This is a genomic window from Lentzea sp. NBC_00516, from assembly GCF_036346835.1.
Classification (GTDB): Bacteria; Actinomycetota; Actinomycetes; order Mycobacteriales; family Pseudonocardiaceae; genus Lentzea; species Lentzea sokolovensis.
Genome location: NZ_CP107840.1, coordinates 4,921,052 through 4,943,377, shown reverse-complemented (window position 1 = coordinate 4,943,377; position 22,326 = coordinate 4,921,052). Strand labels below are relative to the sequence as shown.

The window sequence follows — 22,326 nt, the reverse complement described above, 5'->3', positions numbered from 1 at the left end:
AGTGGCGGCGGTGCCGTCGAAACCCACCCCGTGAGGCGACGCCGCCGGCGTCGCCTCACGGGAGCCACCCCAGGAGGAAATGTCTGGGTCCCGTGGCTCTTTCTCTTCCCCGCCGTGCTGATCTTCCTGGTCTTCAAGTTCATCCCGATGGGCGAGGGCATCCGGCTCTCGTTGTTCGAGGTCCGGCCGTTCCTCGGCGACATCTTCGTCGGCTTCAAGAACTACGCGACGATCCTGCAGGACGAGAAGTTCCTGACCGCCAGCTGGCACACCCTCGTGCTGGCCGGCGGTCAGACCGTTGGCGCGATGCTGATCGGCTTCTTCCTCGCGTTGCTGCTCGAAGGCCACACCAAGTCGCTGTGGTTCGTGCGGTCCGCGGTGTTCCTGCCCGTCGTGGCGGCCACCGCGGTCATCGGTGAGATCTGGCGGCTGTTCTTCTACCCGGCGCCGGAAGGCTTCCTCAACGAGCTCATCTCGTGGGTCGGCCTCGGGCCCTGGGAGTACATCCACAGCACGGACACCTCGCTGGTGTCGGTCATGTTCGTGGGCATCTGGAAGCACGCCCCGTACGACATGGTGCTGATCCTCGCCGGGCTCGCCGGCATCGACCGCCAGCAGTACGAGGCCGCCGCGATCGACGGAGCCTCGACGCCGCAACGGATCTGGAACGTCACGCTCCCCGCGTTGCGGCCCGTCATCACCATCCTCCTGACGCTGGCGGCGATCCGCGGCCTGCGCGTCTTCACCGAGGTGTACGTGCTCACCGGAGGCGGCCCCGCGGGGTCGACCGACGTCTGGATGACCCGCGTCTACACCACGGCGTTCGAACAGTCCGAAGCCGGACTCGCATCGGCTGGTTCTGTGCTCTTGTTCCTGGTTACCTTGATTTTGACGGTCAGCGTGCAGTGGTACCGCCGGAGGAAGGAGGCGCGATGAGCGTCAACTCGAGCCGCTTCGACAGCGCCATCGGCTGGTCCACCAAGCCGGACGCGTGGGGCAGCAAGGCCGTCCGCTTCCTTTTCAGTGCCCTCGCTGTAATCCTTTTCTGCGGCCCTCTGCTGGTCATCTTCTCCGGCGCGTTCGACCACAACCCGGACCCGACGAAGCTGTCGGTGATCCCGGCCAACCCGTCGCTGATCAACTTCCAGGTCGCGGCGGAGAACAAGATCTGGCACTACCTGATGAACTCGTTGATCATCGCCGGTGGTGCGCTGCTGCTGCAGCTGTCGGTGAGTGTGTTCGCCGCCTACGCGTTGGCGCGCAAGAAGTTCCGCGGTCAGGCCATCGCACTCTTGGTCATTCTCGCCACGATGATGTTGCCGGAGGAGGTCATCGCGATCCCGCTGTCGCTGGTGATCGGAGACCTACCGCTGGTGCACGTGAGTCTCAAGGGCACCCTGCTCGGCGTCATCCTCCCGTTGGGGGCTTGGGGTTTCTCCATCTTCGTCATGACGGAGTTCATGAAGGAGATCCCCAACGAACTGGAGGAGGCGGCCAAAGTGGACGGTGCCGGGGAGCTGCGTCTCTTCGCGCAGATCATCCTCCCGCTGTGCAAACCCGCCCTCGGCGTCATCGCCGTGTTCGGCTTCAACATGATTTGGGAGCAGTACCTGCTCCCCCTGATCGTCGCCGCTGACCCCTCCGATTACACGCTCACGGTCGCACTTCTCGCGCTTCGATCCGACGACCAGGTCGGAACGGGCATCGTGCTGGCCGGAGCGTTGCTGGCGCTGGTACCGAGCCTGGTCGTGTACCTGTCGCTGCAGAAGTCCTTCCTGCGTGGGATCACCACCGGAGCGATCAAGGGATGAGTCTGGTTATGCAACTCGATGGTGTGCTGTTCTTTCCGGTGACCCCGTTCGACAGCGAGGGGAACATCGCGTACGACGTGCTCGCCGAGCACGTCAAGCACGGTGTCTCCGCCGGGCCGGGCGCGGTGTTCGCCGCCTGCGGCACCGGCGAGTTCCACGCCCTGGGGCTGGAGGAGTTCGAGCGCGTGGTGGCGGTCGCGGTCGAGGCGACCGCGGGCAAGGTGCCGGTGTTCGCCGGCGCGGGCGGCTCGGTCGTGGCGACCAAGCAGTTCGTGCAGGCGGCGGAACGTGCCGGTGCCAACGGAATCCTGCTGTTGCCGCCGTACCTGGTGACCAACCCGGCCGCCGGACTCGTGCGGTACGTGGCCGAGGTCGCCGGCGTCACCGAGCTGCCGATCATCGTGTACCAGCGCAACAACGCGCGGTTCACGCCGGAGACCGCCGTCGAGGTCGCGCAGATCCCGAACGTCGTGGGCTTCAAGGACGGCATCGGCGATCTCGACCAGATGCAGCGGATCGTGCTGTCGGTCCGTGCCAACGTTGACAAGCCGTTCCAGTTCTTCAACGGCCTGCCGACCGCGGAGATGACCCAGCTCGCGTACCGGGGCATCGGCGTCGAGCTGTACTCGTCGGCGGTGTTCTGCTTCGCGCCGGAGATCTCGATCGGCTTCTACAACGCCGTGCAGTCCGGCGACACCGTGCTGGTGAACCGCTTCCTCTACGAGTTCTACAAGCCCCTGGTCGAGCTGCGGGACAAGGTTCCCGGCTACGCGGTCGCCCTGGTGAAGGCCGCGGTGCGTGCGAACGGGCTCGAGGTGGGCGGCGTGCGTCCGCCGCTGATCGACCCGCTGGACGAGCACCTGGCCGCTCTCGACAAGATCATCGCTGCGGGCAAGGCTCTGCTGAGCTGAGAGGGCGTTCGGAATGAAGATCACCGAGATTGTTCTGACACCGATCGCGTTCCGGGACCCGCCGCTGCTGAACTCGGCCGGCGTCCACGAGCCGTGGGCGCTGCGCACCATCGTCGAGGTGCACACCGACGAGGGCATTTCGGGGCTGGGGGAGACCTACGGCGACCTTGGGCACCTGGAGCGCTCGAGGTCCGTTGTGGACTCTCTGATCGGCCTCGACGTGTTCGCGTTGAACGAGATGCACGCGCGGGTCTCCGCCGTTCTCGGCGGCAAGGCCGGGCAGGACAAGCACGGCCTGACCGGGAAGATCACGGCGGAGAGCACCGTCGACCGCGTGTATTCGCCGTTCGAGGTCGCCTGCCTGGACATCCAGGGCAGGGCGCTGGGCCGTCCGGTGCACGACCTGCTGGGTGGCGCGGTGCGTTCCGCCGTCCCGTACTCGGCGTACCTGTTCTACAAGTGGGACGGGCATCCCGGTGCCGAGCCGGACGAGTGGGGCGAGGCGATCGACCCCGCCGGCATCGTGGCGCAGGCGACCAAGATGATCTCGCGGTACGGGTTCGGGTCGATCAAGCTCAAGGGCGGTGTCTTCCCTCCGGAGCAGGAGATCGAGGCGATCCGCGCCCTGCGTGAGGCCTTCCCGGAGCACCCGTTGCGGCTGGACCCGAACGCGGCCTGGTCGACGGCGACGTCGCTGAAGGTCGCCGAGGAACTCGACGGCGTGCTGGAGTACCTGGAGGACCCGACTCCGGAGATCTCCGGGATGGCGGAGGTGGCCGCGAAGGCGCCGATGCCGTTGGCCACCAACATGTGCGTGGTCGCCTTCGAGCACCTCAAGCCGTCGGTGGAGCAGGACGCCGTGCAGGTGCTCCTGTCCGATCACCACTACTGGGGCGGCCTGCAGCGGTCGCGTCAGCTGGGGATGATCTGCCAGACGTTCGGCATCGGCCTGTCGATGCACTCGAACTCGCACCTCGGCATCTCGCTGGCCGCGATGACGCACCTGGCGGCGGCGACGCCGAACCTGAACTACGCGTGCGACACGCACTACCCGTGGAACGCGGCCGACGAGGTCGTGGAGCCGGGTGTGCTGTCCTTTGTGGATGGCGCTGTGCCGGTGCCCGTCACGCCAGGTCTCGGTGTGACGCTGGATCGGGACGCGTTGGCGCGCATGGCCGAGAACTACGTTCGTTGCGGCATCACGGCTCGTGACGACACGGGCTACATGCAGAAGTTCGACCCGAGCTACGAGAGGAAACGTCCCCGGTGGTGAAGTCGGTTGTCCACGCCTATCCGTGGGACCTGATCGGAGACCCTGAAGCCGTCACGCGGTACCAGGAACTCGGAGTCGACGCGATCGCCGTTGCCGCGTCGTACCACACCGTGCGGGCCGCGACGCCGCTGCACCCTTCGCATCGGATGGTCGACGCGCGGCACGCGGCGTTCTACTTGCCGGTGCGTTCGGAGAAGTACGGCCGGTTGGTGCCCGCCGAACCGTCCTGGGTGGACGGTTCGGACTCGTTCGGTGCCGCGGCGGCGTTGGTTCGAGCCGCCGGACTGCCGGTGTACGCGTGGACCGTGCTGACGCACAACTCGCGGCTGGGCGACCTGCACCCCGATGTGACCGTGGTGAACGCGTTCGGGGATCGCTACCCGTACGCGTTGTGCACCGCGCAGCCCGACGTCGTCGAGTACGCGTCGGTGCTGGTGTCCGAGGTGCTGGAGCTCGGCGCGCCGGACGGGATCATCCTGGAGGCCTGCGGGCCGCTGGGGTTCTTCCACGGCGGGCACCACGAGAAGACCGACGGCACGGACTGGAACGCGGTGCAGCAGAAGCTGTTGTCGCTGTGCTTCTGCTCTGCCTGCACCGCCCTGTACGCCGACCCGGATGCCCTGCGTGAAGCGGTCCGGACCGGGGTTGATCGCGGTGCACCCAGCGTTGAGGAAGCGTTGGGTGCGCTCGCGGAGGACGTTCAGGCCGTGCGCACCGGCGTGGTGCGGTCGTTGCGGCAGAAGCTGGTCGGCGAGATTCGTGCCGCGGCGCCTTCGATCCGGGTCGGCATGCACGTGACGGCGGATCCTTGGGGCACTGGGCCGTTCGCGACCGTGGCCGGGGGAGTCGGCGCCGATGTCGACGTCCTGACGACGATGTGCTGGCCTGGCCCGGAGATCGCGGTTCCCGGCATCGAGGCTCTTCGTTCCGCCGCCCCGGACACGCGGATCGCCGCGTACGTGCTGGGGCTGCCGCCCAAGCCGGCCGACGGCGCGGCGTTGTCGAAGGAGTGGCTCGCCTACCTGGACGCCGGCGTGGAGGAGTTCCACCTCTACCACGGAGGTCTTGCGTCCGCGGCACGGTTGGAAGCTTTGCGAGAGGCTGTAGCGGCCGTCAGCCGCTAACTGTGAAGGTAAGTCACTGCAACCCGCTGTGAGTGCGGTTCCGTCCTTTGAACATGAGGCACATAGGAACCGTAGTTGGCACTGGCGTCCTGCTGCTCGTCATCTCGGCCTGTGGCAGCGCGCAGAACGCGGGCACCGGGGCAGGTGGCGGTCAGGAGTTGCCGACCGCCACCTCACCCTCGGAGCTGCCCCCGAACATCGCACCCGGAGAAGTGCCGCCGGACGGTAAACCCGTGACGAAGCTCGATGCCAACGGTCTGACGCCGGACTATCCGCGCACCGTCTGGACACAGGGCGACGGGAAGACCGTCGGAGTCGTCGCCCAGGAGGGCGGATGCGGCAAGGCGAGCGCGTCCGTGCTGGAGCAGAACGCTTCCACGGTGAAGATCGAGCTGCTCGAGACGCTGCCGCTGACCAAGCAGATGTGCACCATGGACATCCGCTTCCCTCCGCTGACGGTGCAGCTCTCCGAGCCCCTTGGTGAGCGCACGGTCGTGCTGACGTCGCGGCAGGAACAGAAGTAGACCTTCCTCCCACGGTGCCCGGCCGGCATCTGCCCCGCCGGCCGGGTACCTCTTTTCTTCTCGGTGAAAGTTCGACCGGACAGGTCGCAGGACATTTGACAGGGACTTCCCGTCCCGGTTTGCGAGGATGGTGCGCATGAGAAACGCCGTCGCAGCCGTTGCTCTCGCCGTCGTGCTCGTCGGTTGCTCGTCCGGCACGCAGTCCGGCGCACCCGGCTCCAGCTCGTCGGGCGGGGCGCCCACGGGCACGAACGCGCCCGGTTCGAGCGGCACCCCCGGCACGGGCTCGTCGAGCGGGAACCCCACCGCTCCCGTCCAGCCTCCGGTCTCGATCTCGGAGCAGAAGCCCGTCGTACCGCCCGGCGTCACGCCCGTGGCGAAGGACAAGGTCGACACGACATCGTTGTCAGACACCTACCGCGACGAGGCCTACGTCTTCGGCGACGGCCGTGACGTCGAGGTCTTCGGCGCCGGCGGCGGCTGCAAGGAGGCCCGCGCCGAGATCACCGGCCAGTCGGCCGACGTCGTCCAGATCACGCTGGTCACGATCACCAAGCAGCCCCCCGGCACCGTGTGCACCCAGGAGATCCGTGAGGTGCCGCTGACCGTCCGCCTGGACGCGCCGCTGGGCAACCGCCGCCTGGTCCTCGAAGCCCGCGAAGAGACCGGCTGAGCGTCCGGCACCCCCGCAGTTCGCGGTCGTCCGGAGCTGGGTGGCGCACCGCACGCCCTCGCGTGCGTCACCCAGCGCCGGGCCAACCCGCTCACCTGGTGCTTAGCAATGACTCTTTGGACTTCGTCCGCAAATGACTCGTTGCAAAGGCCGGGAAGTGACCGGCGTGGAGCGAGCCGATATATCAGTTTCCGGCGTGGGCGAGGAACTCCACGCGGTTGCCGACGGCGTCGAAGGTGTGGAAGCGGAGACGGCCGGGGATCTCCGCGGGATCGGCCCAGACGACCGGGTGGCCCGCTGCCGCCACGGATTCGGCCACCGCGTTCACGTCGACCACGAACGCCGGGTGTGCCTTGCGGGCGGGGCGGAAGTCGTCCTCGACGCTCACGTGGATCTCGCCGCCGCCGGGTACCGCGAACCAGCAGCCGCCTCGCGCGGCGAGCAGCGGCGGTTTGGGCAGTTCGGTCCAGCCCAGCACGCCCGTGTAGAACGCGCGCTGCTCGTCTTCGGCTCCTGCCGGACAGGTGACCTGCACGTGGTGGATCAACGCGAAACCCCCGATCGCAACGAATACGGGACAACCGTACTGTTTGATCGGGGGCTTCGGGGTGGCTGAGGGAACCTAGCGGCGGAAACTGATCTGCAGGGTCGGGGTCGACGTCTCCGCGAAGAAGTCGTTGCCCTTGTCGTCGACCACGACGAACGCGGGGAAGTCCTCGACCTCGATCTTCCAGACCGCCTCCATGCCCAGTTCGGGGTACTCGAGCACCTCGACCTTGCGGATGCAGTCCTGCGCCAGCCGCGCCGCCGGGCCACCGATCGAGCCCAGGTAGAAGCCGCCGTGAGACGAGCAGGCGTTCGTCACCTGCTGGGAGCGGTTGCCCTTGGCGAGCATCACCAGCGAGCCGCCCGCGGCCTGGAACTGCTCGACGTAGGAGTCCATGCGGCCGGCGGTGGTCGGGCCGAACGAACCGGAGGCGTAGCCCTCGGGCGTCTTGGCCGGGCCGGCGTAGTAGACCGGGTGGTCCTTGAGGTACTGCGGCATCTCCTCGCCGGCGTCGAGGCGTTCCTTGATCTTGGCGTGCGCGATGTCGCGAGCCACGACCAGCGGACCGGTCAGCGAGACGCGGGTCTTCACCGGCAGCTTGGTGAGGATGTCGCGGATCTCCGACATCGGGCGGGTGAGGTCGATGTGGACGACCTCGTCGGACAGGTCCTCGCCCTCGATCTCGGGCAGGAACCTCGCCGGGTCGCTTTCCATCTGCTCCAGGAACACGCCCTCGGCCGTGATGCGGGCCTTGGCCTGGCGGTCCGCCGAGCACGACACCGCGATGCCGACCGGGAGGGACGCGCCGTGGCGGGGGAGCCGGATGACGCGCACGTCGTGGCAGAAGTACTTGCCGCCGAACTGGGCGCCGATGCCGAAGTTGCGGGTCAGTTCCAGGACCTGCTCTTCGAGGTCCGTGTCGCGGAACGCGTGGCCCAGCGCCGAGCCCTCGGACGGCAGGTTGTCGAGGTAGCGGGCGGAGGCGAGCTTCGCGACCTTCAGGTTCTGCTCGGCGGACAGGCCACCGACGACGACCGCGAGGTGGTACGGCGGGCACGCCGCGGTGCCGAGCGAACGGAGCTTCTCGTCCAGGAACGACGCGAGGCGCTTCGGGTTCAGCACCGCCTTCGTCTCCTGGTAGAGGAACGTCTTGTTCGCGCTACCGCCGCCCTTGGCCATGAACAGGAACTCGTAGACGGGCTCCTGGCCGGGCTTGTGGAACACCTCGATCTGCGCGGGCAGGTTCGTGCCGGTGTTCTTCTCGTCCCAGAACGTCACCGGGGCCATCTGCGAGTAGCGCAGGTTGAGCTCCTGGTAGGCCTCGTAGACGCCGCGGGCCAGCGCCTGCTCGTCGTCGCCGCCGGTCAGGACGGTCTCGGAGCGCTTGCCCATGATGATCGCCGTGCCGGTGTCCTGGCACATCGGCAGCACGCCACCGGACGAGATGGCGGCGTTGCGCAGCAGGTCCATGGCGACGAAGCGGTCGTTGCCGGAGGCCTCGGGGTCGTCGATGATCTTGCGGAGCTGGGCGAGGTGCGACGGGCGCAGCAGGTGCTGGATGTCCCGGATCGCTTCCTTCGCGAGCAGCGTCAGCGTCTCGGGCGCGATCTGGAGGAACTTGCGGTCACCGGCCTCGATGAGCTTGACCCCGTCGGAGGTGACGAGGCGGTACTCGGTCTCGGTGTCCTTCGCGAGGGGGAGGACGTCGGTGTACTCGAATGTGGTGGGCACGGGGTACACAACTCCAACGGTGTGCAGTTCGGATCAGAAAACCGTACCGCCATCAAAGGGACGTACTGGTCCCCGTCCACCGTGTTCTTCGCAACCGTTTTCGCAAGGGTCCCGCAAACGCGGAAGGCCGAGGCGGCCCCCGGCCGTCCCGACCTTCCTTCGCGTGCTAACCCGACTCACGACGGGCGTCGCGTGGCTCTGGTAACGCCCGACCGTGCCGTGAGTTGAGTCACAAGTCAATACTGCTCGGCGGGTGAGACCCGACCGTAACGCCACCAGGGACGATTCCGGCTACGAGGCGTAGGCCCGCAGCTTCGCGGCGCGTTCGCCCTGACGGAGCTTGGACATGACCTCGCGCTCGATCTGACGCACCCGCTCGCGCGACAGGCCGAAGCGCTTGCCGATCTGGTCGAGCGTGCGCGGCTGGCCATCCTCGAGGCCGTAGCGCAGCCGGATCACGGCCTGCTCGCGTGGCTCCAGCGTCGAGAGGACGCGGCGCAGATCGTCCTGCAGCAGCCCGGAGATGACGGCGCTCTCGGCGTCGGTCGCGTCCGAGTCCTCGATGAAGTCACCGAGGGGAGCGTCCTCCTCCGTGCCGACCGGCATGTCCAGCGATACCGGGTCACGCGCGTGGTCGAGCAGGTCGGCGATCTTGTCGACCTTGAGGCCGGACTCCTGCGCGAGCTCCTCGTGCGTCGCCTCGCGGCCGAGCGTCTGGTGCAGGTCGCGCTTGATCCGCGCGAGCTTGTTCACCTGCTCGACGAGGTGGACGGGGAGACGGATGGTGCGGCCCTGATCAGCCATGCCGCGGGTGATCGCCTGGCGGATCCACCACGTCGCGTACGTGGAGAACTTGAAGCCCTTGGTGTAGTCGAACTTCTCGACCGCGCGGATCAGGCCCAGGTTGCCTTCCTGGATCAGGTCCAGCAGCGGCATGCCACGGCCCGTGTAGCGCTTGGCCAGCGACACGACGAGGCGCAGGTTCGCCTTGAGCAGGTGGTCCTTGGCGCGGCGGCCGTCGCGGACGAGGGCCCCCATCTCGTCGCGGCGGGTGGGCGTGAGGCGCTTGGCCGTCTCGAGGACGTGCTGCGCGAACACACCTGCCTCGATGCGCTTGGCGAGCTCCACCTCCTCATCGGCGGTGAGGAGCGCGGTCTTGCCGATTCCGTTCAGGTAGACTCGAACGAGGTCGGCTGCTGGTCCCTGCGCGTCGAGTTCGTGCTCGACGACGGTGGGCGTGTTCTCTCCGACTTCACGGTCGGAGATCCTCGTGACGGTCATGGATCTCCCTCCCCCTGGTGCGGGCGACGCTGCTGTCGGTCAGGACAGTCGCGCGTGGCGGTCAAGGCGGCGCGGCGCTGCGCCCTGGTTGCCGGTTGCGGCGGGCCCGCTCGGGATCCCATCGCTAGCTGGCTTATACCTGGGTAACGAAGACGATTCCGAATTCGTTCCCGACTTCCATGACCTGAAGACGTCATCGCTGTCACAGCGGTTGCGCGTCTAATCTGAGGATTGCCTGAGAACCGTTTGGTCAGAGGTCGACGATCACCGTGAACGGACCGTCGTTCACGCTCCGTACCTTCATCTCGGCTCTGAATCGTCCCGTTTCGACGCGCGCGCCCTTTTGGCGTAGTTCCTGCACGACGGCGTTCACCAAGGGTTCCGCGTGCTCGGGCCGGGCGGCCGCCGTCCAGGACGGACGGCGGCCCTTGCGAGTGTCCCCGTAGAGCGTGAACTGGCTGACGACCAGCAGCGGAGCACCGGTCGACTCACACGACTGCTCGTCGTCGAGGATGCGCAGACCGTGCAGCTTCTGCGCCATTTTGCGAGCGTGCTCGGCCGTGTCGTCGTGATGGACGCCGAGCAACACCAGCAATCCGGGCTCGTCGATCGCGCCGACGATGTCCCCTTCGACTTCGACACTCGCTTCTGTGACGCGCGCCACAACTGCTTTCACGCGGGAATCAACATTCCGTGACGGATGAGATCACGAACGATCGGCAAGGCCGCTTCCGCGTCGATTTCTCCGTAAGCGAACTCGAGTAGCGAGAGCAGGTCCTCCAACGGCAGAGAGCCGTTGCAACCGGCGACGAGCTTGGCGGTCGCCTCGTCGACCTCGTGCTGCCAGCCGGGCCCGTCGGTGCGGTGCAGGCGCGCGACGACCTTGCGCCAGCCCTCGTCGCCCGGTTCGGACACCTCTTCGAGCAGGACGGTGTCGGCGACCCGGAACCGCCGGCTCAGCAGGTCCGGGTTCGCGCGCAGCCACGCGACGTTGTCGAGCCAGCGCGCCGCCTCCGGGCCCAGCGGGTCGTCGTAGGCGTGGCGCAGGTCTTCGCAGATGACCTGGGAGTGCATCTCGTCGGTGCGCCGCAGCGTCACGTACCCGAAGCCGACGCCCTGGACGTCGTTCTCCTCGAACCAGTCCAGCCACGCCGCGGCCTTCTGCCGTCCCTCGGGGCTGCGCGGGTCGACGCCCGCGTCCTTGAGCCACGTGCCGACGTACAGGGCGGGCTCGGCGATGTCGCGCTGCACGAACCACGCGTCGATGCCGCCGCGAGGCAACCAGCCGGAGACGCGCTCCTCCCAGTCCTCACCCCTGCGGTGCACCCACGACGCGAGCAGCTGGCCGACGCCGCCCTCGTTGAGGAACGCGGGCAACTGCCGGATGACCAGCGCCGACGCGTCGTCGCCGCCCAGGCCGGAGTCGCGGTAGACGAAGTCCACGCGCGGCGGGCCGACGACGAACGGCGGGTTGCAGACGACCTGGTCGAACCGCCGGTTGCGGACCGGGCCGAACCACTCGCCCTGCAGCGTCTCCACGTCGAGCCCGTTGATGCGGAACGTGCCCTGCGCGAGCCTCAGCGCGCGCTCGGACAGGTCGGTCGCGGTGATGCGCTCGGCGTGCGTGCCGGCGTGCAGCGCCTGGACACCGCAGCCGGTGCCGAGGTCGAGCAGCGTGCCGACCGGCGTGCGCTTGGTCGCGCGAGCGAGGCTGATGGACGCGTGCCCGACGCCGAGAACGTGGTCCTCGGGGACGGCGCTGCCGCGCAGGTCCGAGTCGAGGTCGGCGATGACCCACCAGTTGTCCTCGTAGGGCCGCACGTCCAGGCCGGCCTTCAGACTCGCGGCGTCGAGGGCGGGGGCCAGGACCTCGTTGGCGACGAGGTCGTCGATGCCGACACCGTCGAGCGCCTTGCGGACGTCCTGCTCCGGTTCGTGGTCGCCCAGGAGGAAGAGGCGGATCAGCGTGCCGAGCGTCCCGGCGTCCTTGCTCGCGCGGCGGGCGGGTTCGGGCTCACCTCGGCCGAGCGCGGAGTGGGCCTGGGCGCCGAGCGCCTCCACGACGCCGTCCGCGGTGTAGCCGGCGGTCTCGAACGCCCCGCGCAAACGGGCGCAGAGGTCAACAGAAAGATCGGGGTGCACGGGTGGAGATGCTTTCACGCCGCTCGAGTCATCGCGTGATCTGGAGGGCGATGGCCATCGCGAGCCGCTGGTCGGGATCGTCGAGGGGGAGCGGCGTCACCTCGGACATCTTCTGCATGCGGTACCGCAACGTGTTCGGGTGCACGTTGAGCTCCTTCGCCGCCGCCCGCACGTCGCCCTGAGCCGCGAGCCACGCCCTCAACGTCGTCGCGTACTGCGTCCCGTACTCGGCGTCGTAGCGCAATATATTGGATATCGGCCCGCGGGTCGGCAGCCGTCCGGCCTCGGCGACGGCGGCCAGCCGGTGCAGCAGGACCTTCGCCCACGCGTCGTCGTACACAACGGGTGTACCGGTGGAGAGCGCGAGGCATTCATCCGCCTCCTGCCGTGACGTCGGCAGCTGCGTCGCCTCGGCCGGACCTCCGATGCCGGCCAGCACCGTCGCCTCGGCGGGCAGCTCGCGCACCAGCGAACGCACCCACCCGGCGGCGTCGTCCGCGGCCGGGATGACGGTGTAGAGGACGTTGCCGAACAGCGCGCTGCGCCCCGGCCGCGACCAGCCGAAGCCCGCGGTGGCCCGCTGGAACGCGAGCACCGCCGCCCCGTGCTCGCCCTCGCCCGCGTGGGCCTGGACCGCGATCACCCGCAGTTCGGCGGACGGCAGGCCGAGGCGCACGACGTCGGCGGACTCCGGATGTTCGAGCAGCCGGATCACCAGGTCGGCCTCGGCCTGGCGTTCGAGGTCGGTAGACGCCCGCGACCGCAGCAGGTGCAACGCCGCCGTGCGCGCCCCGTCGACCAGCGCAGCACTCCGGGCGGCGTCGACCGGTCCCGTGACCTCGACCCAGACCGACCCGAGAAGCTCACGACCCGCTCGCACCGCGGCGACGAGCCGGTTGCCCAGCTGCGGGGTCAGCTTGGGCACGAAGATCGGCTCGTCCGACGACGCGAGGTGCGTGAACACACCGAACTCGTCCAGCGCCCGCCGCGCCTCCTCCGGAACACGCCGCCCGAGGATGGTCTGCACCCGAACCGGGTCGACGTCCTCCTGCCGGTAGGAGTACGCGAGCACCCGTGACTGCTGGTCCTCGATCGTCACCGGCCCGCCCACGACACCCGCGATGACGTCCGCCAGACCGAACAGGTCACCGGTCCGCGTACCGCCGTTGACCAGCGTCTGCGTGACGTTCGCGAGCTGCCCCCACGGCACCGACGGATCCACGAGCAACACCGCCGCACCGGACTTCTTGGCGGCGGCGATCACCCGCTCGTCGAGCGGCGGCTTCCCGTGCAACACCACGGCGGAGGCCGCGGTGGAGGACACCAGACGCGCCGCCGCGGCCACCGATGGTGTGCCCAGCCCCAGGAGCACATCGCCCGCCGTGGCCGGCGTGTTCTCCGCCGGATCGTGCAGAGCCACCCCGCGCAGTTCGGCGTCACGACCCCTCGGCGCGCAGGCCAGATGCGTGCCCAGACTGCCGAGCACGTCCACGAGGCGATCAAGGGCGACCACCCGCGGATGTTAACCGCCGACCGGGTGTCCCGGCGGTCACTCGGACGTGGGACCATGAGACACGTGGAGGTGGTGTCGTGAGCAGTCCCGACCGGAACGACACCCCGGTGTTGATCACCGAGGCGGCCCCGTCCTACGAGGAACAGCACGCCGCACGGCGCCGCAAGTACGCGATCATGATGAGTCTGCGCTTCCCGTGCCTCATCCTCGCGGCGCTGTTCGCTCAGACCTGGTGGCTCGCCCTGTTCTTCATCGTGCTGTCCGTGCCGTTGCCGTGGATGGCCGTGCTGATCGCGAACGACAGGCCGCCGCGCAAGACCGAGAAGGCCAACCGCTACGAGGTCGAGCGCCGCGCCATCACCCAGAAGAGCACCACCGTCATCGACGGCTGACCCGCCGCCGAATTCCGCACGACCAGGCAGTCGCCCAACGCCGTCCACTCCTTTGCAATGACTCTTTGGACTTCGTCCGCAAACGAGTCATTGCTAGGGCCGCACCCGCGTCGCCCCGCCTTTGCAATGAGTCTTTTGTGGACGTCCGCAAACGTTTTTTGCATCCGGCTGGCCGAGGAGGGCGCGCGGCGAACTGGGCTGATGGCCTCGGAGGCGAGGTTGGCGGGCGCGTTGAGGTCGCCGATATATCAACCCGAGAGCTGATATATCGGCTGGTCCCAAGGGCTTAGCGGGGTGGTTGGGCGCCTACGACGCTGACGGCGCGAGAGCCTGCCCGGACACCACCGAGGAGCGCGTCGCGCTTCGACGCACCGGACAGCCAGGCCGCGAGGAAACCCGCGTCGAAGGCGTCCCCGGCGCCGGTCGAGTCGACGCACTCGGTGACTTCAGCGGGGACCGAGACCAGCTCGTCGGCGTCGACCCACGCCGCTCCGTCCGGACCTGAGGTGACCACGACGGCACCGACGTGGGACAGCAGGGACTTCGCCGCGGCCGGTTCGGAGGAGCCGGTGAGGGCGAGGAGTTCGTCGGCGTTGGGGAGCAGGAAGTCGACGCCGCGCACGTCTTCGAGGAACGCCTCGGCCGAGTGGATCAGGACGGCAGCCTGGGGGTCCACGGACGTCGTCCAGCCTGCGGTGCGGGCGGCTTCGAGCACGGCCAGGCCTGCCGGGCGCGAGGTGGCGTCGAGCAGCACGTAGCCGGACAGGTGCAGGTGGCCGTTGGTGCCGGTGAGCAGGCCGGGGTCGAGGTCGGCGGGGGAGAAGCGGGCGTTCGCGCCTCGGTCGGGCAGCATCGAGCGCTGGCCGTTCTCGTCGACCAGGACGACGACGCAGCAGGTCGCCAGGTCCTGGTCCACCGCGAAGGCGCACTGGACGCCGGCGTGGGTGAGTTCGGCGTGGACCTGGCGTCCGGCCGAGTCGGCGCCCACTCGGGCCACCAGGACCGGTGAGGCGCCGCACGCGGCCAGCCACACGGCCGTGTTGGCGCCGGCGCCGCCTGGCTCGATGGTGACTTTCGCGCGCACGTCGCCGCCGTGGGCGATGGGGCCGGAGTGGCGGGCGACTACGTCGAGGCCCGCGTCACCGACGACCACGATCGGCCTCATCGGAACAGCTCGACGGCGACAGCGGCGGCGACCGAGGCGTTGTTGACGACGAGTTCCTCGTTGGCGTCGAGGCTGACGCCCTCGCTCGCGGTGTGGAAGTGCTCCAGCAGGACGGGCGTGACGTCCTTGCCGCGCACGTCCCCGTCGACGAGCTTCTGCAGGCCCTCGGCGAGCAGGCGGTCGTGCAGGGCGGTGTCCATCTCGAACGCGGCGGGGATCGGGTTGGCCAGCAGCATGCCGCGGCCACCGGCCGCGAACACGGCGGCGGCCTCGGCGGCGGTCTCGACGCGCCACGGGACGTCGAACTCCGACTCGCGGCGGTAGAAGGCGGGGAAGCGGGACGTCCGGTAGCCGACGACCGGCACCGAACGGGTCTCGAGGACCTCCAGGGTCGCGCCCATGTCCAGGATCGACTTCACGCCCGAGCAGACGATCAGCACCGGCGTCGTCGCCACCACGTCGAGGTCGGCCGACACGTCCCACGTCTCGCGAGCGCCGCGGTGCACGCCGCCGAGGCCGCCGGTCGCGAAGACGCGGATGCCCGCCTGGTGGGCCAGGGCCGTGGTCGAGGCCACGGTCGTCGCGCCGCTGCGGCCCAGGGCGTAGGCGGGGCCCAGGTCGCGCAACGAGAGCTTCACGAGGTCGCCCTGGTTGCAGACGCGGTCGAGCTCGGCGGAGGTGAGGCCGACGTGCGGTACGCCGTCGAGCACGGCGATCGTCGCGGGAACGGCACCTGCCTCCCGCACGACCTTCTCCAGGCGTGCGGCGACGGTCAGATTGCGCGGCGCGGGCAGGCCGTGGGACAGGATGGTGCTCTCAAGAGCGACGACGGGCCGGTTCTCGGCCAGTGCGGCGGCAACTTCATCGGCGATGTGCAGCGTGGTCACGAGGGGACATCATCCCAGGTACCCTGGGCGCGTGAGCACCCAGACTCTTCCTGAGGTCGACGTACGGCCGGACGAGACCGACCAGTCTTCGGACGACACGCCGAAGATGTTCCACTACGTGCGCAAGGCGAAGATCGCCGAGAGCGCCGTGATGGGCACGCACGTGGTCGCGTTGTGCGGCGAGGTCTTCCCGGTCACGCGGTCGCCGAAGCCCGGTTCGCCCGTATGCCCGGACTGCAAGAACATCTACGAGAACCTGCCTCCCGGCGGAGACGGCGACTGAGCCTCGCCTCCAGAACTTCACCCGCCCGGCGTCTCGAGTCACTCGAGACGCCGGGCGTTGCTGTTCTCGTGACTTTCAGCCCCGCTGTTTCTCTTCTTCGGAGTGCTGGCGCTGCTCCTGGATCTTGAGCGGCGTCGTCAGCTGGGTGTCGGCGGGCGAGGGCGCCGAGTAGACCGTGTCGTTCGTTTCCGGTGCGGGCTGTGCGGTCTCCTCGCGGATGCGGGACGCCGCGCGTTCCATCTCGAGCCTGCGCCAGCGGCGGCGCTGGCGGCGGGTCATGCGGGCCGGCCACATGTCCTGGACGGCGCTGTTGAAGTACGCGCCGATCGTGATGGCCAGGCCGATGAAGAACACGAACAGCAGGAACGCGATCGGTGTCGCCAGCGCGCCGTAGGTGTAGCCGGTGGTGGTGATCCACTGGATGTACAGGCGCAGCCCGATGGACGACAGGATGAACACCGCCATCGCGAGGATCGCGCCGGGCAGCACGCGGTGGTACGGCAGCCTTCGCGGTAGTGCGACCTTGTAGAGCAGCGACAGCGACAGCACCAGCAGCAGCGCCACGCCGGGGTAGTAGAACCGGCCGACCCACGTCGCGATGTAGGGCTGCCAGGACGTGGGGAAGAACTGCGGCAGGACGTCCGGGCCGAGCGCCAGCACCGGCAGGCCGATCACCAGTGCCACCAGGGACACCATGTAGAGCAGCAGGGCGAAGATCCGCTGCCACAGCTCGTTGCGCACGCCGTACTGGCCGTGGGCGACCGTGATCGCGTCGACGAACGACGACATGGCCGACGACCCCGCCCACAGCGAGATCAGGAAGCCGATGGAGACGATCTCGCCCTTGCCGGTCGAGAGGATCTCCGCGACGGTCGGCTGGATCACGTCGTTGACGACGTCCCCGCTGAAGATCGTCCGGGTGAATCCGATGATCTTCTCCTGGACGGAGAGCACGATCTCGGGGCCGAACCAGGTGCCGATCCAGCCCATCGAGCCCAGCACGCCGAGCAGCAGTGGAGGGAACGACAGCGTCTGCCAGAACGCGGCCTCGGCGGCTTCTGAGAAGATGTTGCCCTGCCACGCCTTCGACAGCGTGCGCGCGAGTAGACGCAGCGGCCCCTTGCGGCCGGACCTGCGTGCGTCGTTGTCGGAAGGCGAACCCATCGCAGTGACAAGCATGGTGCATACCGCCACGTTTCGCGGCATCGACGCTCGGAACAGGTAGAGTCGCGATGCCCTCGGCCATCGTCCGCCTGAGGGCATTACCTTGTTTGACCTGCATAAATGAGGAGAAACACGTCTGTGACAGCGACAGCAGCAATGCGACCGCTGCGGGCATGGCAGCGCCGCGCGCTGACCAAGTACCTGGCCGTGAAACCGAAGGACTTCCTCGCCGTCGCCACGCCGGGAGCGGGCAAGACGACGTTCGGGCTGCGTGTCGCCGCCGAGCTGCTGGCCGATCGGACCATCGAGGCCGTCACGATCGTGACACCCACCGAGCACCTCAAGCACCAGTGGGCGAAAGCGGCCGCCGAGCAGGGCATCCACATCGACTCGAACTTCCGCAACACCAACGCGATGACCTCCCGCGACTACCACGGTGTGGCCGTCACGTACGCGCAGGTCGCCGCCCATCCGACGTTGCACCGGGTGCGCACCGAGAACCGCAAGACGCTCGTGCTGCTCGACGAGGTGCACCACGGCGGCGACGCCAAGTCGTGGGGCGACGCGATCCGTGAGGCGTTCACGCCCGCCGTGCGCCGCCTCTGCCTGACCGGCACGCCGTTCCGTTCCGACGACTCGCCGATCCCGTTCGTGCAGTACGAGGAGAGCAACGGCGGCTTCAAGACGTCCAAGGCGGATCACACTTACGGGTACTCCGACGCGTTGCGCGACGGCGTGGTGCGGCCCGTGCTGTTCCTGGCGTACTCCGGTGAGGCGTCGTGGCGGACCAGCGCGGGCGAGGAGTTCACCGCGCGCCTGGGCGAGCCGCTGACGCAGGAGCAGACCGCGCGGGCGTGGCGCACCGCCCTGGACCCGGCCGGCGACTGGGTGGCGTCCGTCCTGCGCGCCGCCGATCAGCGGCTGACGCAGAAGCGCGAGAACGGCCTGCCCGACGCGGGCGGCCTGGTGATCGCCACCGACCAGACCGTCGCGAAGGCCTACGCGCAGGTGCTCCAGCGCGTCACGGGCCACATCCCCACGCTCGTCCTCTCCGACGACCCGAAGGCGTCCGGCAAGATCGCCGAGTTCGCCGCGACGAACGAACGCTGGATGATCGCCGTCCGCATGGTGTCCGAGGGCGTCGACGTGCCGCGGCTCGCCGTCGGTGTCTACGCCACGTCGTCGTCGACGCCGCTGTTCTTCGCCCAGGCCATCGGCCGCTTCGTGCGCAACCGGAAGCCCGGCGAGACCGCCTCGGTGTTCCTGCCCTCGGTGCCGGTGCTGCTGGCGCTCGCGTCCGAGCTGGAGGCCGAGCGCGACCACGTCCTGGGCAAGCCGCACCGCGAGAAGGACGGCTGGGACGACGAGCTGATGGCGGCGGCCAATCAGACCAAGGACGAACCCGGTGAGGACGAACGCGCCTTCACCGCCCTGGGCACCACCGCCGAGCTCGACCAGGTGATCTTCGACGGCTCGTCGTTCGGCGCCCCGACCCTCGCCGGCTCCGAGGAGGAGCAGGAGTACCTCGGCCTGCCGGGACTGCTGGAGCCCGACCAGGTGCGGACCCTGCTGCTGCAGCGGCAGGAGGAGCAGATGGCGACCGCCGCCAAGCGCCCCAAGCCCGAGGTCGCGGTGCGGGAGGCGAGGCCCGTCGGCGTGCAGGAACGCCTCGCGTCACTGCGCAAGGAGCTCAACACCCTCGTCGCGATGCACCACCACCGCACGAAGAAGCCGCACGGCAAGATCCACAACCAGCTGCGCGAGTACTGCGGTGGGCCACCGACCGCGATGGCCACCATCGAGCAGCTCGAAGAACGGATCTCGACCCTGCGCTCCTGGTAGCACGGGGGTTTCCGCTAGCCGATATCCGATATATCAGTTGCGGGTGACGGCGACGGCCAGCGTGTCGTAGTGCGTCGTGAAGCGGCCGCCGATCGCGTCGATCGCGCCGCCGACGTCGTCGAGGAGTTCGGTGACCTGCTCGGTGCTGAGCAGGGCCATCGGGCCCATGGTGAGCATGAGGTCGAGGTAGTCGGCCGTCGTGTAGGTCTGCTCCCAGCCCACCCGCCACTGGTCGGCGTGGGAGAACGCCCCGGTGCCGACGAACGTCTCACCCGTGCGCACGCAGCCCGCCTGATAGGCGTCGAACGCCTCCTCACGGCTCTGGCCGACGCGGAACGGGATGTGCGGCGCCGCCTTCCGGTAGGCGTCCATGAAGGCCTGGGCGATCGGCTCCGGAGGCGCGAACACGTGCCAGAGCGCCACGAACACCCCGCCGGGCCGCAGCACCCGCGCCACCTGGCGCGGGCCCGCCTCGGGGTCGACCCAGTGCCACGCCTGCCCGGCGACGACGGCGTCGAACTCGCGGCCGGCGGGGTCCCAGGTCTCGAACTTCGACACCTCGACGGGCACCCCGGTGCCGCGGGCGAACTCGGCCATCCGCTCGTCGTGCTCGACCCCGAGCACCTCGCACCCACCCGCGAGCAGCGGGCGGGACAGAACGCCGGTGCCGCAGCCGACGTCGACGACGCGGGGCCCCGGACTGACCTCGATGATCTTCCGCACCAGCTCGTCCGGATAGGCCGGGCGGGTGCGGTCGTAGCGAGCCGCGTCGGCACCGAACGAGTTCGCCAGCCTTTCGGCGGCTTCCTTGTCGACGGTCATGCACCCAACCTAGGGGTGTCCTGGAGGTGACAGGCGAGTGTTCGCCGCGGGCGATATCCGATATATCGCCGCTGGAATCAGTAGCGTGGTGGTAACGCTCTCACGACTCTCAGTGACTAAATTTCGCCAGGGTTACCGCATCGTTGCGACTTAATCGATCTAGTGTGGTTCCGGTCACGCATATGTCAGGCATACGTTGTGCGCCACAACATTCTCTGTGACACAGCGCAGTGAAAGGGATGGCGGATGCGCAGCAAGACTCTCGCTTCCATCGCTGTTACCGCGGGCCTCGCCCTGGCGGTTACGGCGTGCGGCGCCAACACCTCCTCCAACACCGGAGGAAGCACCGAAACGAAGACTGGCAGCGGCACGGGCGCGAAGGTCGGCGTGATCCTGCCCGAGACCAAGACGTCCGCCCGCTGGGAGGGCTTCGACAAGCCCCTCCTCGAGGCCGCTCTGAAGGCCGAGGGTCTCGACCCCGACATCCAGAACGCCCAGGGCGACGTCCAGAAGTTCAGCACCCTCGCCGATGGCATGATCAACAACGGCGTCAAGGTCCTGATCATCGCCACGCCCAACAGCGAGGTCGGTGCCTCCGTCGCCAAGAAGGCGCAGGCCCAGGGCATCCAGGTCATCGACTACGACCGCCTGAACCTCGGTGGCTCCTCGTCCTACTATGTGTCGTTCGACAACGTGAAGGTCGGCGAGCTGCAGGGCCAGGGTCTGGCCGACGCGCTCAAGGACAAGCCGCAGGGCGCCAACGTCATCGAGATCGAGGGCGCGCCGACGGACAACAACGCGACCCTCTTCGCGGACGGCCAGAAGAAGATCCTCAAGCCGCTGTACGACTCGGGCAAGCTCAAGCTCGTCCAGTCGCAGCCGATCGACGACTGGGACAACCAGAAGGGTGGTCAGGTCTTCGAGCAGATCCTGACCGGCAACGGCGGCAAGGTTGACGGCGTCGTCGCCGCCAACGACGGCCTCGCCGGCGCTGTGATCACGGTCCTCAAGAAGGTCGGCCTCAACGGCAAGGTTCCGGTCACCGGTCAGGACGCCACCCCGGACGGCCTGCAGGCCGTGCTCCGCGGCGACCAGTACATGACGGTGTTCAAGCCGATCAAGGAAGAGGCCGAGGCCGCCGCCAAGCTGGCCGGTCTGCTGGCCAAGGGCGACACCGCCGGCGCCGACAAGCTGGCCTCGGGCGTCACCAAGGACACCAAGGGCAGCCGCGACGTCAAGTCCGTGCTGCTCACGTCCCAGCTGATCACCAAGGACAAGGTCAAGTCCGTCGTCGACGCCGCCTTCGTCAAGGCCACTGAGATCTGCGTGGCCGACACCCAGGCTGCCTGCACCGAGCTCGGCATCAAGTAAGACCGCTCGCGGTGAAGGCGGGGTGCGCGTCTGACGCACCCCGCCTCTCGCCGCGTGGTAACCACGGAGGAAACCCAGTGAGCGAGCCGATTCTCGAGCTGCGCGGCATCAACAAGAGCTTCGGTCCCGTGCACGTCCTGCACGACATCGACCTCGACGTCCAACCCGGCGAGGTCACCGCCCTCGTCGGCGACAACGGCGCGGGCAAGTCGACGCTGGTCAAGTGCATCGCGGGCATCCACCCGACAGACTCGGGTGAGGTCCTCTTCGAGGGCCAGCCGGTCCACATCAAGGGCCCGCGTGAGGCCGCCGAGCTCGGGATCGAGGTCGTCTATCAGGACCTCGCTCTGGCCGACAACCTCGACATCGTCCAGAACATGTTCCTCGGCCGCGAGCGCACCAAGGGTGGCCTGCTCGACGAGTCGGACATGGAGCAGGCGGCACGCAAGACGCTCGCGTCGCTGTCGGTCCGCACGGTCAAGTCGGTGCGCACGCAGGTGTCGTCGTTGTCCGGTGGTCAGCGCCAGACCGTGGCGATCGCCAAGGCCGTGCTGTGGAACAGCAAGGTCGTGCTGCTCGACGAACCCACCGCAGCGCTCGGCGTCGCGCAGACGCGCCAGGTGCTCGACCTGGTCCGCCGGCTCGCGGAGCAGGGCCTGGGCGTCGTCCTGATCAGCCACAACATGAACGACGTCTTCGAGGTCGCCGACAAGATCGCGTGCCTCTACCTCGGCCGCATGGCCGCCGTCGTGTCGACCAAGGACGTCACCCACGGCCAGGTGGTCGAGCTGATCACCGCCGGCCGTTCCGGTGACCTGGGCATCGCCCGCCCCGAGGCGGCGACGATCTGATGAGTTCCGAAGAGGCGAG

At 68.5% G+C, this 22,326-nt stretch carries 22 protein-coding genes; 12 read left to right on the top strand and 10 right to left on the bottom strand.

Going from position 1 to position 22,326, the window contains the following annotated elements; all coding sequences use genetic code 11:
* Positions 1 to 114: 114 nt before the first annotated feature.
* The 7 genes from OG205_RS21490 (at position 115) to OG205_RS21460 (ending at position 6,316) form a co-directional block, all read left to right on the top strand.
* Positions 115 to 936, top strand: a complete 822-nt coding sequence (locus tag OG205_RS21490; RefSeq protein ID WP_330278016.1) for a carbohydrate ABC transporter permease — start codon at positions 115 to 117, stop codon at positions 934 to 936.
* Complete coding sequence (locus OG205_RS21485) at positions 933 to 1,811, top strand: carbohydrate ABC transporter permease (RefSeq protein WP_330278015.1); 879 nt, start codon at positions 933 to 935, stop codon at positions 1,809 to 1,811. The genes OG205_RS21490 and OG205_RS21485 overlap by 4 nt, the downstream gene beginning before the upstream one ends.
* Positions 1,812 to 1,819: 8 nt before the next feature.
* Positions 1,820 to 2,722, top strand: coding sequence for a 5-dehydro-4-deoxyglucarate dehydratase (locus OG205_RS21480; protein WP_330278014.1), 903 nt, complete (start codon positions 1,820 to 1,822; stop codon positions 2,720 to 2,722).
* A 13-nt stretch (positions 2,723 to 2,735) separates the two neighbouring features.
* A complete protein-coding gene (locus OG205_RS21475; RefSeq protein ID WP_330278013.1) occupies positions 2,736 to 3,995 on the top strand; it encodes a glucarate dehydratase family protein in 1,260 nt (419 codons plus the stop codon).
* Positions 3,989 to 5,119 carry a hypothetical protein gene (locus tag OG205_RS21470; protein WP_330278012.1) on the top strand — a complete coding sequence of 377 codons (1,131 nt, stop codon included), beginning with the start codon at positions 3,989 to 3,991 and terminating at the stop codon, positions 5,117 to 5,119. Before OG205_RS21475 ends, OG205_RS21470 begins: the two co-directional genes overlap by 7 nt.
* A gap of 233 nt (positions 5,120 to 5,352) precedes the next feature.
* Positions 5,353 to 5,643 (top strand): hypothetical protein, encoded by a 291-nt coding sequence (locus tag OG205_RS21465; protein ID WP_330278011.1) that lies wholly within the window; start codon positions 5,353 to 5,355, stop codon positions 5,641 to 5,643.
* A 136-nt stretch (positions 5,644 to 5,779) separates the two neighbouring features.
* Complete coding sequence (locus tag OG205_RS21460; RefSeq protein ID WP_330278010.1) at positions 5,780 to 6,316, top strand: hypothetical protein; 537 nt, start codon at positions 5,780 to 5,782, stop codon at positions 6,314 to 6,316.
* A gap of 184 nt (positions 6,317 to 6,500) precedes the next feature.
* Here OG205_RS21460 and OG205_RS21455 read toward each other — a convergent pair whose 3' ends face one another.
* The 6 genes from OG205_RS21455 to OG205_RS21430 form a co-directional block, all read right to left on the bottom strand.
* Positions 6,501 to 6,863 carry a glyoxalase gene (locus tag OG205_RS21455; RefSeq protein ID WP_330278009.1) on the bottom strand — a complete coding sequence of 121 codons (363 nt, stop codon included), beginning with the start codon at positions 6,861 to 6,863 and terminating at the stop codon, positions 6,501 to 6,503.
* Positions 6,864 to 6,938: 75 nt separating this feature from the next.
* Positions 6,939 to 8,603: a fumarate hydratase gene (locus OG205_RS21450; protein ID WP_442916795.1), complete on the bottom strand. Its 1,665-nt coding sequence runs from the start codon at positions 8,601 to 8,603 to the stop codon at positions 6,939 to 6,941.
* Between the two features lie 282 nt (positions 8,604 to 8,885).
* On the bottom strand, positions 8,886 to 9,875 hold the full coding sequence (locus OG205_RS21445; protein WP_330278007.1) for a sigma-70 family RNA polymerase sigma factor: 990 nt from the start codon (positions 9,873 to 9,875) through the stop codon (positions 8,886 to 8,888).
* A 250-nt stretch (positions 9,876 to 10,125) separates the two neighbouring features.
* Entirely contained in the window at positions 10,126 to 10,551 is a 426-nt protein-coding gene (gene dtd, locus OG205_RS21440) for a D-aminoacyl-tRNA deacylase (protein ID WP_330278006.1), read from the bottom strand.
* Positions 10,548 to 12,017: a class I SAM-dependent methyltransferase gene (locus tag OG205_RS21435; RefSeq protein WP_330278005.1), complete on the bottom strand. Its 1,470-nt coding sequence runs from the start codon at positions 12,015 to 12,017 to the stop codon at positions 10,548 to 10,550. Before OG205_RS21435 ends, dtd begins: the two co-directional genes overlap by 4 nt.
* Positions 12,018 to 12,045: 28 nt before the next feature.
* On the bottom strand, positions 12,046 to 13,530 hold the full coding sequence (locus tag OG205_RS21430; RefSeq protein ID WP_330278004.1) for a PucR family transcriptional regulator: 1,485 nt from the start codon (positions 13,528 to 13,530) through the stop codon (positions 12,046 to 12,048).
* Positions 13,531 to 13,607: 77 nt separating this feature from the next.
* Here OG205_RS21430 and OG205_RS21425 point away from each other — a divergent pair, with 77 nt between their 5' ends.
* Positions 13,608 to 13,922, top strand: a complete 315-nt coding sequence (locus OG205_RS21425; protein WP_330278003.1) for a DUF3099 domain-containing protein — start codon at positions 13,608 to 13,610, stop codon at positions 13,920 to 13,922.
* Between the two features lie 286 nt (positions 13,923 to 14,208).
* Here the strand turns inward: OG205_RS21425 and OG205_RS21420 are convergent, their stop codons facing one another.
* Positions 14,209 to 15,087, bottom strand: coding sequence for a carbohydrate kinase family protein (locus OG205_RS21420; protein WP_330278002.1), 879 nt, complete (start codon positions 15,085 to 15,087; stop codon positions 14,209 to 14,211).
* Positions 15,084 to 15,974 carry a pseudouridine-5'-phosphate glycosidase gene (locus OG205_RS21415; protein ID WP_319978237.1) on the bottom strand — a complete coding sequence of 297 codons (891 nt, stop codon included), beginning with the start codon at positions 15,972 to 15,974 and terminating at the stop codon, positions 15,084 to 15,086. Before OG205_RS21415 ends, OG205_RS21420 begins: the two co-directional genes overlap by 4 nt.
* 31 nt (positions 15,975 to 16,005) lie before the next feature.
* On the opposite strand from OG205_RS21415, the gene OG205_RS21410 reads away from it, so the two are divergent.
* The gene (locus OG205_RS21410; RefSeq protein WP_330278001.1) at positions 16,006 to 16,257 is read left to right on the top strand and encodes a DUF3039 domain-containing protein; all 252 of its coding nucleotides are present in this window, start codon (positions 16,006 to 16,008) and stop codon (positions 16,255 to 16,257) included.
* 75 nt (positions 16,258 to 16,332) lie between these two features.
* On the opposite strand, the gene OG205_RS21405 is transcribed toward OG205_RS21410, so the two are convergent.
* The gene (locus tag OG205_RS21405; protein ID WP_330278000.1) at positions 16,333 to 17,436 is read right to left on the bottom strand and encodes a YihY/virulence factor BrkB family protein; all 1,104 of its coding nucleotides are present in this window, start codon (positions 17,434 to 17,436) and stop codon (positions 16,333 to 16,335) included.
* A gap of 141 nt (positions 17,437 to 17,577) precedes the next feature.
* Between OG205_RS21405 and OG205_RS21400 the strand changes: the two genes are divergently transcribed.
* Complete coding sequence (locus tag OG205_RS21400; protein ID WP_245822203.1) at positions 17,578 to 19,263, top strand: DEAD/DEAH box helicase; 1,686 nt, start codon at positions 17,578 to 17,580, stop codon at positions 19,261 to 19,263.
* Positions 19,264 to 19,296: 33 nt separating this feature from the next.
* On the opposite strand, the gene OG205_RS21395 is transcribed toward OG205_RS21400, so the two are convergent.
* A complete protein-coding gene (locus tag OG205_RS21395; protein WP_330277999.1) occupies positions 19,297 to 20,085 on the bottom strand; it encodes a class I SAM-dependent methyltransferase in 789 nt (262 codons plus the stop codon).
* A gap of 246 nt (positions 20,086 to 20,331) precedes the next feature.
* On the opposite strand from OG205_RS21395, the gene OG205_RS21390 reads away from it, so the two are divergent.
* Both OG205_RS21390 and OG205_RS21385 read left to right on the top strand, forming a co-directional pair.
* On the top strand, positions 20,332 to 21,456 hold the full coding sequence (locus OG205_RS21390; RefSeq protein WP_330277998.1) for a sugar ABC transporter substrate-binding protein: 1,125 nt from the start codon (positions 20,332 to 20,334) through the stop codon (positions 21,454 to 21,456).
* Between the two features lie 77 nt (positions 21,457 to 21,533).
* On the top strand, positions 21,534 to 22,307 hold the full coding sequence (locus OG205_RS21385; protein WP_330277997.1) for an ATP-binding cassette domain-containing protein: 774 nt from the start codon (positions 21,534 to 21,536) through the stop codon (positions 22,305 to 22,307).
* Positions 22,308 to 22,326 lie beyond the last annotated feature (19 nt).